This window comes from Deminuibacter soli, from assembly GCF_003412455.1.
Classification (GTDB): Bacteria; Bacteroidota; Bacteroidia; order Chitinophagales; family Chitinophagaceae; genus Deminuibacter; species Deminuibacter soli.
The window spans coordinates 1,382,459-1,397,908 of record NZ_QTJU01000001.1 but is presented as its reverse complement, the minus strand read 5'-3'; the positions used below and the strand labels follow the sequence as shown (position 1 = coordinate 1,397,908).

The window sequence follows — 15,450 nt, the reverse complement described above, 5'->3', positions numbered from 1 at the left end:
GAGCGGCCTGCAAGCAGGCCGCTCTTTGTTTTTACAGCCATGCCATATGTCGCTGCTTAGTTGTTCCAGAACATATTCTCGAGCGCTTCATCTGCAGTGTAAATAACAGCCGCTACAATTTGCCCGTTACGCACGGTGTACACATCAATGTTGTCTACTTCCATTTCTTTGCCCGACGGGTGGGTTGCACTCCAGTGCAGCAAACACGCAACGCTTTCGCCATGTGTCGCCATCGTTTTAATAGCCGTAAGCGCCATATTATTGGCTGTATGCTGAAACATGCCGCCCACCATTTTAAATACATCAGCAGCCGATGTTTGTGTGCCTGAAAACGGGTTATTCCCCGGCTGCTGCCATACAATTTCAGGATGCAGCAGGCTGCCCACTTTTTCAAAATCGCCCTGCTGTACGGCCGTTAAAAATGCGTTTACTACCTGTAATGACTGGTTATTGTTTGACATATTGTATTGATTTAATACTGTAAAACTACTTCGACCGCATAACCCGGTAATTGCCCGTTTACGACAAGCTTTTGCCATTTAACGACAACCAGCTGCACCCAAATACATCGCTGCCTAACTTTAATACTATGGAAGACCACCGCCTGCGTATAGCCACAGCTATACTAGCTTATGCCGTACAAAAAGATACCGATGCCGCAGTGCTCTGCAACCTGTCGGGCATCGACTTTGCTGCTGTTGAACAAAACCGGCAGCCTGCCATTACACCTGCCCGGTTAAACGAACTGTGGACGCATGCCAGTCATCTTTCACATGACCTCCTGTTTGGCCTGCACCTCGGCGAATCGCTGCAACTTGCGGCACTGGGTATTGTAGGTGAAATCATTAAAACAAGCAGCACTGTTGGTGAGGGCATTACACAGGCTGCGGCTATGGCACATTTGTTTACCGATCTTTTCTCTGTGAGCGTAGAACATCATACCGGTACTTTCAGCATACAATTCAATCCATTGACTGAAGGGGATAACTTTTCCTTCCGGCAAACCATGGATATGTTTATGGCTTTCGTGGTGCATGAAATGGACGGACTGGTGCTGGAGAAGATAAAACCGGTTGCAGTAAACCTGCCTTATGCCATTAAAGACGGGGATTTGCGGGAATATGAAAGAGTGTTTCGCTGCAGGCCTGTTACCAGGGCCAACACCTGGGCCATACAGCTGCCTGCTGCCTACTGGAACAAACCTATTGTTACGGCACAATACGAATTGCAGCAAGCCTTGTTGCAAAAGGTAACAGGTGCCGCCTTACCCGATGTTAACCCGCAGAGCCTGCAGGCGAGAATATACCGTTACCTGTTGTCGAACGCCTATCTTGGACTTGCCTCACTGGAAGACATTGCCGCCAACTTTAATGTAAGCACCAGGAGCCTGCAACGCAAACTGAAAGAGGAAGGCGTTAGTTTTCAGCAGCTGGCAGAGCAGGCCCGCAAATCGCTGGCGTTGCATTATATTGATTCAGGCAATTACCAGTTTAAAGAAATATCATACATGCTGGGATATAATGAACTCAGTGCATTTACCCGTGCCTTTAAACGCTGGACAGGCACTACCCCGGCAAGCTACCAGAAACAGGGCTTTACCGTGCGTAAGCACGAGCAGGTACTGAATTAAGCAGTATCAGTATCCGGTGGGTGTGTATTGGCTGCTGGGTTTGTGGCCGTGAGAGCAGCGCTGTTTGTAACAGCACTGCTCTTCAAAGTCGAAAAAGACCACACCGCTTTAAACGGGTGAGGGTTAAGTGTTCAGGTTAGCAAAGGCCCATGTGAAACTGCCGGTACCATTAACGGAAAAATAATCTCCTGCATACATCCGTTATACGGTTGCAACAGCAAGCGGTGTTTGATTACTTTTAAGTATAGCAACAGACGACATATAATGTTTATACAGCAAATAATAAATGCCCAACTCGTGCAGCCGTTGTTTAGCCGGGAAAAACCTGTTCAAACTCATATGCAGGTAACTCCGCAGCAAGTCCATGCCGCCTTCTTCATTGAAACCGGCACCAGCTCTGCAAGCAATGCGTTCAAGCACCGGCGCAATGGCTTCATCTCTTTCAGCAAATAGCGCAACAACCGCAGATACCTGGTTCTGCACATCATCTGCAGGGTTGAGCATGCTCCTGATCATCCGGCCTTCTGCCCGGAATTTATCGTTGAGCTGAGCCGATAAATTCTTATCGCCGTTAAACTCCCTGAAGTACGCTGCAGACAAGCTGTTCATCAGTTCTTTTCTTTCGTTCAATGTAAGGCCGAAAGTGTTTAACAGCATATCTGTGCTGCGCATAGCCAGCAACCAGCGCCAGCGTTCACCGTCTTCACCGTCAAGCATGGTAAGCACAGCTGCCGTGGCATTACTATCGTGGAAAAAGACCTGCTCACTGTCTTCAATATTTGCTGCACCATAACGTTCCAGCTCCCGTTCATAAGTATCGAGCTGTATACTGTGCAGCAGGTGCGCATCCAATGCCGGCTGCAGGGCTTGCTGCAAACCGCAGATCAGTTGTCCAAGCAGATGTTGCTGCGTTTTAGGCAAATGCATGCGCAAACGTATGTGCGGCTCAGGATCTGTATAACGGATAAAGAACCAGCCATCAATTGCATTTTGCTGCCGCAATTGCTGTACAAACGGCGTAATCGTCTCTTTTAATATGGTTTCGGTGTCTTTCGCTCCGCCGTATAATTTCCAGTAAACCCATTCGCTTCCCGGGGCAAAACTGCGCTGCACTGCAGGTACTGCGCGCTGTGGCAATGGTGGCCCGGTTTTATACAGCGGGTTGTGCAACGGCACTATTATTTCATTGGCATACAATGCATCATTGTCACCGGTAACAAAACAATTGTCCGGTGTATGTAAAAATTCAGTTAACTGTACACTGCCTTTTTTCTGCAACTGGCGCAGCATTAACTGCAGGCCTGCAGTGGTAGACCAGTCGGCCAGCAACTCGTTATCGTGCTCAGTAATGGACACGCAAACAGGAATATTGCGTAGCTGCAGCAGGCTGCGTAACCGGTCTGCATCATCAGCCTGCTGTGTATTGCCTGTTATATCTGCCAGTTTTACCTGCCAGCTGGCTTTAGACAGGATAATGTTTTTATACACAACCCTTGGCAAAAAATCGCTGCCTGCCAGGTGCTCCCATTTCCAGTGAAACCCGTAATACAATTGCTGGCGCTGCAGGTCGCACAAAAAACGGTACACCGGCAAACCCTGGGCATGCTGGTGTGCAGTAGCCATACGCGGTATAACGCGTTTGTTTAATTTTTTTGACCGCAGTACCACTTTCCCATGTTGTACAGATACCATCAGGTCATTTACCGGCAGTTGGTTTTGCTGCGGCATACCCGATTTTCCCAAAAACGGGATCTCGTAGTTTCTTAAACACGGACGCTGCAATACATTACCCACGCGGGCTTCAGGCAAATGCACAATTTCGGCATATACAGTATGGGCAGTATCTGGTTCGTGCTGCGCCAGGCTTTTTTTAACCTTGTGCAACAGGGCTTCATCGCCATAACAAAACCTGCCCAGCAGGTTGGCGGCTGACGGGCCATTGCAGGTGGCCAGCAAAAAGCGGAAATCACCTTTGTCTATTGCCTCACTGCTTTTAGCCAGCAGTGAACCAAAAGCAAACAGGCTGGGTGCAATTTGCGTATGCAAATGATTGGGTTCTTCAATAGCAGCCAGGTCTTCATCGGTAATCTGCACTTCCTGAGCGGCTGTTTGTAATGCCCTGCTGTACAAAGTATGCAGCAATTGGGTATAACCGTTCCAGCTGAGTGCAGCAGTATTTTTAGCAGCAGGCAAATCGATATCACCAACCAGCGGCATCAATGTGCTGCTGCCATGCTGAGTGCCGTAACCAACGCCTGTTTCTATATCAAGGGCCAGCAGCAGCGGCACTTCCTGCGTATCAAAACGTGCCTGGAAACGTTGTTTAAATGTATCCAGCTCAGGCGTATGTTTCTGTGATGATAACCGGAACAAAGGCGCCAGCTGTTCTGTAAGCATATTGGTAAACCCTTCGCCAAGTGTGTTTTGCGCGTGCGTAAAAAACAGGTCTGTCTGCACCAGGTCTTTCGTACCCGTCTGCACCAGTTGTTCATTAATCAGCTCATGCGCCTTACAATAGTTTTCTGTACCGCCGCATTGCAGGTATGCACGCAACTGCTGCAGGCTGCCCACCATTTCCGGTGCAGCAATATGTTGCAGCTTTTCAGCGAGTGTATCGAAAAAAACATCACCCGTGAGTGAAGGTTCAAGTTCACTCACCAGCAGCTGGGCGCTGATAAGCTGATCAATAAATTCGCCGATTTCCTGCATATCCAGGGTTGCATCTGTTTCCAGCACTGCTGCAACAATATCATTGTAATACAGTCCGCATGCGGCTTTCTCCAGCACCGCCTGCAGGTAGGGCGATTGCTGAACGGCCGAAACGGTGTAGGCACGTTTTTTACCGGCTACTGAATATTCAACATACCGGTAATTGTTTCCGGCAGTATATAAACTGTTATTGGGAAAATAGCGCAGTTGCTTTTTAATGGCAGGGTCTGCTGCAATGGCTTGCACCAGTTCGCACACATACAACATATCCAGCCTGGATTTTTTATGCATTTGCGCACCGGCATAGCTGATTTGCGTATGCGCCGCAACTGTACCGGCAGAGCAGCCTGCAAACAAACCGTAGGGCGTGGCGCGGGTACACATGCGCACCAGGTATTTATACAGGGATTGCGCCATTTTAACCGCACCTGCTGCATCATGTGCACGCAGTTTGCCGAACTCGCTGTGCAGTTCGGGAGAAGCCAGGTAAATGGCTTCATTAACCAAAGGCTCGTTAAAAAGCTGATGCAGGAAAGGCCAAAGCAGGTCAGGCGTTTCAACCAAACGCTTATTCAGTTCAAACAAGGTGTTTACCGGTAAAAGGGGGCGCCTGATAAGGTAAAACGGATCTGCTTTCAGCTGAACAGAATTTTTCATAACGCTTCATTGGTGCACCCTTTTTACGGGCGCTTCGGGCAATTCAGTTTGCAGGGATTATAACTGATTAATTATATGCCAAAAGAAAGCAAATATGTACCACCGGAGAATTAAAGTAGACCAACTTACACCTCACTTAGACCAACTGAAGGCACCACCGGCGGGGCCTGTGATTGTTTAGCAAATTTCCGTTTCGGAATATTCGTCTGGCACTGGCTATAGTTAGACGAAATAATTAGGCCACTCACTTATAAAATGCAAAAATTGTAGTGTAAAAATGAGGAAGATATGGAGAACAATGTCGCGCACGTTGAATCCCTGACTATACAGCAGGAAGAAGGATTAGGCAAGCTGCCTGAAATTGCAGAATCCCTTTACCAGCAAGCCCAGCAGAGCAGCAACCAGCATGGTTTACTGAACGGAAGAATGGGCATGTTCTGGTTTTTGTATGCCTATAACGAATACATCAGTGAAGAATCGCGGTATGCACTGGTTGCCGAGGAAATGCTGATGGAAACGATCAATGTCCTGTACAGGCAACCCAACTTTCACTACCGGGATGCAGCCGAACTGGGCACCATGATTCTTTACCTGCAACAGCGGGATTATCTGGACAGCTCTTTCGACGAAGTGCTCGAAAAGATAGACGGATTATTATCGCAGGCCATCGACCCAATGCTCAAACAGGGCAATTTTGATACTTTTTCCGGTTACCTGCCTATTGCGCGGTATTTTCTGAAACGGCCCAACAGGCAAGGCAAAAAAATACTCGATACGGTGCTGAAAAACCTGGCTTGCATCAGGGAAATCAGCGACCACAAAAGCTTTTACCGCTCCCGGCTGTTCGACAGCAACCAGGTGTATCTTGGCTGGGGGCACGGTCTTGCAGGCATATTGCTGCTACTCGGGCAACTGAAAGACAGCGAAGCGCTGCCCACCTCTTCAGAAGCCATTATTGACGCGCTGCTGCAGGGCATTACCGCTTACCTGCTGGCACACCGCCAAAACAGTCCTACACGCCTTTACCCGGATATTGCCGGGGAGCCCGGTATAGAAATGCCGATGAACCTTTGTTATGGCGATGCCGGTGTGGCTTATTCCATCTGGCAATCGGGCATGGCGCTCAACGATACAGCCCTAGCTTCAAAAGGCATGCGCGACCTGCTGCTTATAGCCAACCGCCGCCAGCCGAAACTGATAGGTATTAACGATGCATCACTCATGTACGGCAGCACAGGCATATCACTGTTGTTTAAGCAGGTGCATGAACATACAGGTAATGTTTTGTTTAATGATGCAGCTACCTTCTGGTACAATACTTCACTGGCATTCAGCCGCCAAAGCAATGCAACAGCAGGCTTTGCCCGCAAAACAAGAAATGCCCAGCCGCTGGTTGACTGCTGCCTGAGCGAAGGCCTGGCAGGCTATGGCCTGTCTATCATGACTTATCATGGCTGTGATATAGAACTGCTGCCCACCATCGGTTATTAAGTTTTTGATTTGTAGATCACCATGTGCAAGCGCCCCGTCATCATCTGATTGCGGGGTATTTTTTTATGCATAGCGGCCAAAAACAATAAACCCCGGGAGGCCCGGGGTTACAATATCATCACGGTTCGTGTTTGTTCTGCAATCGTAAAGAAATTATCGCAGCAAGGTTTAATGCGGCACATCTGTTTCTTTTCCATGCGGCATACGCAGCTCTTTGAGCCGGTATAAAACACCTTCCAGCGTTTCCTGGAATTTGTCAAAAGAGATAGGTTTGTTCAGCACACCCACATAACTGAATGGAAGCGTACCCACCAGTACTTCGGGATAGGCTGTTGTAAGAATGATATGACCATATTTTTCGACGAACATATAGGCGTTGGAGCGGTTGCCGTACATTTCACTCCACAGGTCGAGGAATACAATGTCTACGGAATGCTGCAAAGGGTTTCCTGCATTGGCTTCCTGCAATTCTTCCACAGACCCCTTGGTCCATTTCAGCTGCAGGTTGGGAACACGTGAAATATACCTGGCCAGCAAGTCACGACCCAACAGTTCGTCTTCAATTATACCACAAGTTAGCACCATCAGCTTTCATTTTATTGCCGCTGGAATAAGTTATTCGTTGTACAGTAAGCGCACCTATTACTGTTGCTGGAAAATCTCGAAACAAATAGCAGAAGAAGTAATGGGGTTTGTTTCAAAATAAATGTCACCGGATTTGATGGCTTTGTTGGCAGGAATGCTCAGCACAGATACAGTTTCTTTTTTGATAGTGAGTTTGCTCTGTGTGTTGTTAACTGTTTTCATGATTGTATTGGTTTTATTATTGAGTTCAAAGAAACTCAATGTAACCAGCGACATGAAATTAATTAGACTAACCCTGCGCGATGCACGTTCAAGTTACGTTTTGCAGGGGTACTTTCTCTTTTTAGACCAAATTATAATGATCCTTTATCCATTAAATGTTTGATAATCTCGCGGTATTTAATGCCAATCGGCAGTTCTACATTGTTCAGCAGTTCAATGGTATTGCCGTTAATGGCTTTTACTGCAGCCTTGCGTACAATATAAGACCGGTTAATACGCAGGAAGTCTGTAGGAGGGAGGGTATCTTCCATTTTACCCATGGTCATATGCGTAACAATCACCCTTGCCTTGGTGTGTATTTTCAGATAGTCTTTCATGCCTTCCACCACATAAATATCATCGATGGAAATGTTGATGAATTTTTTATTCTCCTTAATCAGCAGCTGCCTGTTCTGCTGCATACCCGGCACCTGTACCGGCGGAGCCTCGGGTTGTTCTGCTGCCGGTGCGGTTGTTTCCCCGGCCTGCTGCATGGCCACAGATTTTTGCGCATTGGATAAACGTTCTTTTACCTTATTGATGGCACGTGCAAAACGTTCGAAGGTTACAGGTTTTAAAATAAAATCGGTGACATCATATTCATACCCCTGCACCGCGTATTCAGAGTAAGCGGTGGTTAATATAATCTGCGGTTTGTAATGGTTAAAGGTTCTGATAAATTCTATGCCGCTCATTTCAGGCATGTTTACATCGAGAAAAACAAGCATGGGACGCAAACGCTCCATCTGGTCCAACGCCTCAATAGCATTGTCCCATTTAGCCACCAGCCTGAGCGAAGGAATACGTTTGATATATTTCTCAATCAGTTCAAGGCCTAATGGTTCATCATCAATTATAACGCAGGAAATAAGTTGCTCCATGTTACCAGATTTTTAGCAAAACACTGTACTCATCTTCCGTTTCCTGTATGTTCAACACATGGCGGTCGGGGTACAGTATATTCAGTCGTCTTTGCGTATTTTTTATTCCAATTCCGCCATGGCCGGGGTTGCTGCCAACTTTTTGCCGGGGCTTGGAGTTCAATATAAAGAAACAGAATTGTTCATTTTCCATGTAGGCGCTGATCTTAATGTACGATTTTTGCCTCGTTTTATCAAGACCATGCTTTACCGCATTTTCCAGGAAAGTAACCAGTATCAGCGGCGGCACCTTTTTATAATACACTTCAGGGTCAAAACCCAGTTCAACATGTAAACGGTTACTATGCCTTACGTTTTGAATGTCAACATATCCTTTAATAAAATCCAGTTCCTTACCGGCCTCCACTTCAGGCGCATTCGATTCATACAATGCATAACGCATCATATTCGACAAAGATGCAATGATCGATGCAGCTACTGCATCTTTTTCTTCAATCAATGCATACAGGCTGTTCAGGGTGTTAAACAGAAAATGCGGGTTAATCTGCGAACGCAAAAAATTCAGTTCCAGTTCCAGGTTACTCTTTTCCAGCTTCAGGCTCTTTAACCGGGTTTGCAAGGTAAGCCTGAAAACCTTAATAGTCAATGCCGGCAACAGCGCCAGCCCCAACTGCTCGAAATGGAAATAAAAAGTCATCGGGTGCAGCAGAAAAGTCCATGGCCCGCGCGCTGTGATATTTTCATAGATATTGTCCCTGAAATAGTAGGGCAGCTCGGCAAAATGCCAGTAAATAAAGCTGCATACCGCATACATCATTAAACAATACAACAATAAAAATCCAACCAGGGTTAGCAATGTTACAATCCACATGCGTGAATTGGGTAATGGCAGGGTAGTGATATACGAAAGGGTATAAAACGCCACGATAACCAGCAGGTAACGATAAAAAGCCAGGTAATAACTTGCTTCAGAATGCTGGTTCCCAACCATCCAGCTCGATTGAAACAGTATCCATTTTGTCATGAAAAGCCAGAACACGACATGCAGGATTATTTTACCACTCCTGTCATTGTTTGTACCGGATAACAAGGCTGCCAGGCTGTTTGTCTCGTTATATTGAAAGATATTCCGGATAAGGATTACTTTTTGGGTTAAATCTACTCATAATATACAAAAAGTGTATTAAATATCCATGCAACCTGTTCTAAATCAGGAAAAAACGCATGACATATACCCAGAACTGAGTGAAAACAGGTCATTTACGTGGTAAAAACCAGTGATTACCGGCACCGTTCATACCGGTTTTAAACCTGTCACAATTTCCCCCGGTTTTTGTCTTGTACAGCCCCCATTCCTCTAAAATTATGATAATAAGTTTACTTCCCTTAACGGGCGAAACCACCTGCCAGTAACCTTTATGAGAAAAATCATCTTATCCATACTAACAGATTCTGCCGATGGCCAGCCGCCTTACCAGGGGCTTGACTGGCGTTTGGCCGAACAGGAGATTAACCGGCATGCAGGCGATTTGTTCTGCACTATCCCGGGCATTGTATTCAGTAAACTTCCGCCTGGTCAGCGCATACCACACTGGCAGGGTGCCGTTAACTCCTTTGTACAAAAAATCAGTGGCAGCATACAGCGTGTTACCGGCAAACAAGCCATACAGCTGGGCCCGGTTACCATTCAGGCGGCCCGGCCCGGGGCACAGGCAACTGTTGTTCAGCTGGTGCTGATCAATGGCCGGCAAGTAACCATTCATCCTGTACTGGAAGAAGAACATACTGCAACCGCCAGCAGCACCCACGAACTGCAACTGGTTAAAACACGAACTTTTGAATCGGGCGTATTGCTGTTGTACACACGTACACAGGTAGCCGTTTAATTGCTTACTGTACATAAAAAATCCACCCGCACCATTAAGTACGGGTGGATTTTATTTTCAGTTGCCTTCCTGTTTATTTAGCCGCCATTTTGCAAACCAGGTTATGTGTACCTGCCTGCAGCTGCAATACGTTTCCCGTTGCCTGCTTTCCGTTCTCTGTTATGGTATAACCCGGCAAATACAAGCTGGCTGTGGCATTGGAAGGTATTACCACAGTATAGGCTACCGCATTGCCTTTGCGGACCCATGAGGAAACAATGGTTCCGTACGGGCTTTCATGTTTTGCTTCAAAGCTATTGAGCCCTTCTACGAAGTGTGGCTGCAGTACAGTGTTTTTAAACCCGGGTTGTGCTGCATCAGGTTTTATACCGGCAATGCCTTTGTACAGCCACGCACCTATTTCACCAAACATAATATGGTTTAAAGAGATATCGCTCTGCGCATCAATTTTCCAGTTTTCGTACAAGGTGGTAGCACCATTCACCATCCACCAACCCCAGCTGGGATAGGTTTTCTGTGAGGCTATTTTATAAGCCACATCTGCATAACCGTTTTCACTCAGTGCATTTAAAATGGCTTTCTGTCCCAGCAAACCCACATCAAGATGGTAGTTGTCTGACGCCACTTTTTTCGCCAGGCTTGCTGCCACTTTTGCCTTGTACGCATCTGGCACAAGCCCCCAGTACAAGGGTGTGCTTAATGCAGTTTGTACCCCATCGCCATAGGTGGCTGTTTCTGTATGTAGGTATTTGGTGTTAAAGGCATCCCTGATTTTTGCAGCCAGCTGGTTATAACGCAGTTCATCGGCTGTATGCCCGAAAAGCTTTGCAGCTTTGGCCAGTATCAGTACATCGGCATAATAATAACAGGTAGAAGTTAATTCAACCGGTGTAGTTGATTTTACAGGAACCCAATCGCCCAGCCCCCAGGTGGTAAGCCCTGCAGGACTAATCAGGTTGATGTGCTCAACATACCGTTTAATGTTATCGTAGCAATTGGCGAGCAAGGTGGTATCGCCGTAAAACAGGTAAATGTTCCAGGGAATAATAGCGATGGTGCTTGTCCAGTCTGGCCCGTTGCCCCATTCATACCCCCAGCCATCAGTAGGCACAATAGAGGGCAGCACGCCATTGGGTTGCTGTTCATCACGATGATCGGCCAGCCATTTTTCATACACAGTAATGCCATCGAAACTGTACAGGCCTGTTTCAATGGCTATCTGCGCATCGCCTGTCCAGCCGTTTTTCTCGCGTTGCGGGCAATCGGTCGGGTAGCCGAATAAATTAGATAAGTAAGAGTTATTGGTGGCAGACCATATTTTAGTGAGGATATCGTCGCTGCTGCTCACCTCACCCACCGCAGGCACATCACTATGCATAAAATAGGCTGTTACACTTTCTTTGGTAAGCTTTACCGGCGCACTGCTGCTCACTTCAATATACTGGAAACCCTTGTAGTTAAAATGTGGCATAAACGTGGTGGCGTCTTTGCCATTAAGTATTACCATATCTGTTTGAAAAGGATCTGTATTATCGGTGGGCCGGTAATGCACATCAATGTTCGACATATCTGCGCGGCCATTGGCGTACAAACGTTCTGTATGTTTTATGCGCACAACAGTACCTGCCGGCCCCTGTACGGTAATGCGGCTTACGCCGGCAATGTTGCGGCCAAGATCGAACAGCCAGGTGGTATCATCCAGCTGTTTAATGGTTTGTGGTTTTACCTCTTCCACATTGCGTACAGGATGCATTGCTTGTGCCGTAATAGTTGCAGCAGGTGCAGTGCGGAAATACACTTCCTTCCAGCTGCTGTCTGCAAAATGGATGGTATTCCAGCCCGGTTGTTCTTTGCGCGCATCATAGTGTTCGGCTGTATAAATGCTGTTAAACACTACCGGGCTTAAGGCCGTTTTCCAGTCCTTTCCTGAAGCGATGGTTTCAACAGAATCATCTTCATAAGTAATACGCAGATCAAAACAAAACGCAGGACGGTTGCGCCAGGGTGCTTTGTGGAAATTCCATACAGCAGTGCTCTGCATGTTATACCAGCCATTGCCGAGTAATACACCGATGGCATTGGCCCCGTTTTGCAGCGCCTGTGTTACATCGTAGGTAACATAAAGCGTGCGCCTGTCGAAACGGGTGTACATGGGATCGAGCCGGTGATTGCCTATTTTTTCACCATTGATATACAGTTCGTACAAACCGGCAGCAGCAATATAGGCCCTGGCATGTTTTATTTTTTTACCTGCTGTAAACACTTTTCTGAAATAAGGCGCAGGTTTCAGGTTAATATCAGTGCCATCGCTTATCCAGGCACCCTGCCAGTTCTTTTTGTCCATCATGCCTGTTTCAAAACTGGCAATAGAAGAAGTAGTTGTTTGCGTGCTTTTCGTGGAGACTTTCCAGAAATACCTGGTGAAAGGCTGTAAAGCCGCCCCATTGTATACGGCCAGTACTGCTCCGGACTGCTGCCAGCCGCTGTTCCATACAGTAGCCTGGTCGTTTGCCAGCCCCGCAGAATCAGTTGACACCAGTATACGCCAGGCAGTTTGTGTGGCACCGGGCGTTGCATCATCCAGCTGCCAGCTAAAGCGCGGGTGGGTAGCATCGATACCCAGTGGATTTTCGAGATACTCGCATTTCAGTTTTTTTTGTGCATGCACAGGAGCAGTTGCTGCAATACACAGGCAGGCCGCTATCCATGCTGCACTGTACTTCCGGGAACGTTTGGTCATTGACATCAATTAATGCCATAAATATAAAGCAAAACGCAGCGCAGCTGTCCTGACCATACATGGTCATCAACCAAAAAGGGAACACAGCTGTTCCCTTTGCCGGTTACTACTATTATCCATCAGAAATCTGATAGTTCACCGGGAGCAATGGCTATTTTAACCCTGGGATCTGCAATTATTGTTTACATTTAATAAGCATTACGACCGGCTTGTGTACTGCATTCTAACCTGCTGCCGGCACCAATTTTTTGTTCTTAAAAAAACGGAAATGAAAAAAGCCGGGATAAAGACCTTACCTGTTTTCGCTGCACTTTTTGCAGCATTGTTTGTCCTCAACGCCTGTGACGCTTCCAGATCATCCACCAACCTGCCAAACGCTGTTATTACACTCAACTGCTCTGCCGGTAACCTGGTAAAAGTGAGCTTCTGGGAAGACAAAGCCATTGTTTCCGGCACGCTGAAAGGCATTTACTATAAAGAGCTAAGACTGAAAAGAATTTCTGCCGGCTCAGGCGCTAAATATTCAGACGGCAAACACACCATCTGGACCAGGGACGATACCGGTATAATTGACATGGGTAATGGAGAAGTATACAATTGCCTCATCCAACGCAAATAAAACCATCGTCACTTATTCTTTTACAGTGATGCTGCAGGCATTGCAGAAACAATGTAAATTCATGCAGCCATATGCAAGCTCATGACAATATCCAGAAGACATTTCATTAAAAACGGTACAATCGGCACAGCAGGTTTGCTAACTTCTTTTTCAGCACTGCAGGGCCTGGCAGCAGGCAATCCTGCCGCACACAATCCATTATACACGCTAAGCAAACAACTTGCTGAAAACTGGGGCGCAGCATTGTTAAGTATGCAGGTGACCAACCGGCAGAACAAACATTACGGCACTATTATCTACCCGCCGGAGAATGAAGTGCATGGGCGTATGGGCGATACCATTTATCCCTTCCTGTACCTGGCCGATACCTTACACAACAGTGCCTATCTCGATGCTGCAGAATTGTTATTTCAATGGATGGAAAAAACAGTGAGCCAGGAAGATGGCTCCTGGTTAAATGAACCGGTGAAAGGATCATGGAAGGGCACTACCGTATTTGCCACCATTGCATTGGCAGAAGCAGTGAAACGGCATGGCCATATTATGGGCACGCAGTTTAAAAATGCTGTTACAAACAGGCTGCACAAAAGCGGGGAGTTTATTTACAACAATTTCAATATTGAATACGGCAATATCAATTATCCAATTGCATCCACCTACGGTTTGTCGCTGCTCGGTGAATTGCTTGATATGCCACGTTATACAGGGAAAGGCAGGGACATTGCACACAAGGCTTTGCCGTTTTTCTCTGCAACCGATCACCTGTTAACAGGTGAAGGCACGCCTTATAACATGCCCAGTGCTAAGGGTTGTTACTCGGTTGACCTGGGTTACAATGTGGAAGAATCATTGCCCTCATTGGTATTGTACAGCCTGCTCACAAAAGACGAAGAAGTGCTGTCTGCAGTAAGCAGCAGTATGGAGGCTCACCTCGCATTTATGCTGCCTGACGGGGCCTGGGATAATAGCTGGGGAACACGCAATTACAAATGGACTTACTGGGGAAGCCGTACATCAGATGGCTGTCAGCCGGCTTATGCGCTGCTCGCAGCAAAAAATCCGGCCTTCTATAAAGCAGCCCTGCAAAACACTTCCCTGCTGCAAAGCCTTACACAACACGGCGTGTTGTATGGCGGCCCGCATTACGCTTCACATGGTTTAACAGCCAGCCTGCACCATACATTCTGTCATCTCAAAGCTCTTGTTACGATACTTGATCATGGTGTGCCTGCAGCACCCGCAAATATGGCACAGGTACAGCTGCCGAGAGAAAAGGCTTACGGACACCGTTTCTACAAAGATATCCAGACAACGCTTGTTGCACGCGGCCCTTACCGTGCAACGGTTACGGGTTATGATCGCAATTACAAAGATTACAAAGGCGGGCATGCATCAGGCGGTGCATTGAGTATGCTGTGGCACCTGGAAGCAGGCCCCATCATTACCGCCAGCATGAATGAATACCAGTTGTATGAAGCCGGCAATATGCAGGCAGACAATGACCCGCTGGGCATGCCGCTCACACCGCGCATCGAATTGCAGGAAGCCGGGAACACCTACATGAACATTAACGACTTTTCCGCAACAATAACCGTTACCGAAGAGCAGGGTATCACTGTTGTAGAAACCGTTGCAGCACTTGTATCAAAAACACAACAGCACCCGGGCACCGGAAAAATCACCTGCAACATTACTTACCGGTTCAGCGTTGATGGCGTAACCATTCACTACAAACATGATGGTGACAGCAGTAAAAAAATCAAGATCATTATACCTGTCATCTCGGCTTCTACAGAAACAGTCCATTCTATTTCAGACAAAGCTGTTGCAGTAAAAAAACAGCATTGCACGGTACATCTGCAGGCAGACAAACCTTTGCACACATTACCCATGACAGGTAAGCGCCTGTTTAATTTTGTGCCGGGTATGGAAGCAGTTCCGTTTGCGACCGATGACAACGATGTTACCATTATCCTGGAGGTTGTATAATA

12 protein-coding genes are annotated in these 15,450 nt (G+C 47.0%); 5 read left to right on the top strand and 7 right to left on the bottom strand.

Features of this window, described 5'->3' with window-relative positions; translation table 11 throughout:
* Positions 1-56 precede the first annotated feature (56 nt).
* Positions 57-461: a nuclear transport factor 2 family protein gene (locus DXN05_RS06170; RefSeq protein ID WP_116846293.1), complete on the bottom strand. Its 405-nt coding sequence runs from the start codon at positions 459-461 to the stop codon at positions 57-59.
* Positions 462-589: 128 nt separating this feature from the next.
* Here DXN05_RS06170 and DXN05_RS06165 point away from each other — a divergent pair, with 128 nt between their 5' ends.
* Positions 590-1,630, top strand: coding sequence for an AraC family transcriptional regulator (locus tag DXN05_RS06165; RefSeq protein ID WP_116846420.1), 1,041 nt, complete (start codon positions 590-592; stop codon positions 1,628-1,630).
* Positions 1,631-1,831: 201 nt separating this feature from the next.
* On the opposite strand, the gene DXN05_RS06160 is transcribed toward DXN05_RS06165, so the two are convergent.
* The gene (locus DXN05_RS06160; protein WP_116846292.1) at positions 1,832-4,996 is read right to left on the bottom strand and encodes a lantibiotic dehydratase; all 3,165 of its coding nucleotides are present in this window, start codon (positions 4,994-4,996) and stop codon (positions 1,832-1,834) included.
* 288 nt (positions 4,997-5,284) lie between these two features.
* Between DXN05_RS06160 and DXN05_RS06155 the strand changes: the two genes are divergently transcribed.
* The gene (locus tag DXN05_RS06155) at positions 5,285-6,487 is read left to right on the top strand and encodes a lanthionine synthetase LanC family protein (RefSeq protein ID WP_116846291.1); all 1,203 of its coding nucleotides are present in this window, start codon (positions 5,285-5,287) and stop codon (positions 6,485-6,487) included.
* 168 nt (positions 6,488-6,655) lie between these two features.
* Here DXN05_RS06155 and DXN05_RS06150 read toward each other — a convergent pair whose 3' ends face one another.
* The 4 genes from DXN05_RS06150 to DXN05_RS06135 all read right to left on the bottom strand — a co-directional run bounded on the left by DXN05_RS06150 (position 6,656) and on the right by DXN05_RS06135 (position 9,238).
* Positions 6,656-7,072, bottom strand: coding sequence for a response regulator (locus DXN05_RS06150; RefSeq protein WP_116846290.1), 417 nt, complete (start codon positions 7,070-7,072; stop codon positions 6,656-6,658).
* Positions 7,073-7,129: 57 nt separating this feature from the next.
* The gene (locus tag DXN05_RS24575) at positions 7,130-7,294 is read right to left on the bottom strand and encodes a hypothetical protein (protein ID WP_158559143.1); all 165 of its coding nucleotides are present in this window, start codon (positions 7,292-7,294) and stop codon (positions 7,130-7,132) included.
* A 131-nt stretch (positions 7,295-7,425) separates the two neighbouring features.
* Positions 7,426-8,214, bottom strand: a complete 789-nt coding sequence (locus DXN05_RS06140; RefSeq protein WP_116846288.1) for a LytR/AlgR family response regulator transcription factor — start codon at positions 8,212-8,214, stop codon at positions 7,426-7,428.
* 1 nt (position 8,215) lies between these two features.
* Positions 8,216-9,238, bottom strand: coding sequence for a sensor histidine kinase (locus tag DXN05_RS06135; RefSeq protein WP_116846287.1), 1,023 nt, complete (start codon positions 9,236-9,238; stop codon positions 8,216-8,218).
* 394 nt (positions 9,239-9,632) lie between these two features.
* Between DXN05_RS06135 and DXN05_RS06130 the strand changes: the two genes are divergently transcribed.
* A complete protein-coding gene (locus DXN05_RS06130) occupies positions 9,633-10,100 on the top strand; it encodes a hypothetical protein (protein ID WP_116846286.1) in 468 nt (155 codons plus the stop codon).
* 73 nt (positions 10,101-10,173) lie between these two features.
* On the opposite strand, the gene DXN05_RS06125 is transcribed toward DXN05_RS06130, so the two are convergent.
* On the bottom strand, positions 10,174-12,840 hold the full coding sequence (locus DXN05_RS06125; protein ID WP_116846285.1) for an alpha-L-rhamnosidase: 2,667 nt from the start codon (positions 12,838-12,840) through the stop codon (positions 10,174-10,176).
* 268 nt (positions 12,841-13,108) lie between these two features.
* Between DXN05_RS06125 and DXN05_RS06120 the strand changes: the two genes are divergently transcribed.
* Together DXN05_RS06120 and DXN05_RS06115 are read left to right on the top strand one after the other, a co-directional pair.
* Entirely contained in the window at positions 13,109-13,459 is a 351-nt protein-coding gene (locus tag DXN05_RS06120; protein WP_116846284.1) for an MliC family protein, read from the top strand.
* A gap of 81 nt (positions 13,460-13,540) precedes the next feature.
* On the top strand, positions 13,541-15,448 hold the full coding sequence (locus DXN05_RS06115; protein ID WP_116846283.1) for a hypothetical protein: 1,908 nt from the start codon (positions 13,541-13,543) through the stop codon (positions 15,446-15,448).
* Positions 15,449-15,450 lie beyond the last annotated feature (2 nt).

Bases quoted from the DNA above. Each gene is read 5' to 3' on its own strand.
- DXN05_RS06170 (WP_116846293.1), bottom strand. From the start codon at position 461: ATGTCAAACAATAACCAGTCATTACAGGTAGTAAACGCATTTTTAACG.
- DXN05_RS06165 (WP_116846420.1), top strand. From the start codon at position 590: ATGGAAGACCACCGCCTGCGTATAGCCACAGCTATACTAGCTTATGCC.
- DXN05_RS06160 (WP_116846292.1), bottom strand. From the start codon at position 4,996: ATGAAAAATTCTGTTCAGCTGAAAGCAGATCCGTTTTACCTTATCAGG.
- DXN05_RS06155 (WP_116846291.1), top strand. From the start codon at position 5,285: ATGGAGAACAATGTCGCGCACGTTGAATCCCTGACTATACAGCAGGAA.
- DXN05_RS06150 (WP_116846290.1), bottom strand. From the start codon at position 7,072: ATGGTGCTAACTTGTGGTATAATTGAAGACGAACTGTTGGGTCGTGAC.
- DXN05_RS24575 (WP_158559143.1), bottom strand. From the start codon at position 7,294: ATGAAAACAGTTAACAACACACAGAGCAAACTCACTATCAAAAAAGAA.
- DXN05_RS06140 (WP_116846288.1), bottom strand. From the start codon at position 8,214: ATGGAGCAACTTATTTCCTGCGTTATAATTGATGATGAACCATTAGGC.
- DXN05_RS06135 (WP_116846287.1), bottom strand. From the start codon at position 9,238: ATGACAAAATGGATACTGTTTCAATCGAGCTGGATGGTTGGGAACCAG.
- DXN05_RS06130 (WP_116846286.1), top strand. From the start codon at position 9,633: ATGAGAAAAATCATCTTATCCATACTAACAGATTCTGCCGATGGCCAG.
- DXN05_RS06125 (WP_116846285.1), bottom strand. From the start codon at position 12,840: ATGACCAAACGTTCCCGGAAGTACAGTGCAGCATGGATAGCGGCCTGC.
- DXN05_RS06120 (WP_116846284.1), top strand. From the start codon at position 13,109: ATGAAAAAAGCCGGGATAAAGACCTTACCTGTTTTCGCTGCACTTTTT.
- DXN05_RS06115 (WP_116846283.1), top strand. From the start codon at position 13,541: ATGACAATATCCAGAAGACATTTCATTAAAAACGGTACAATCGGCACA.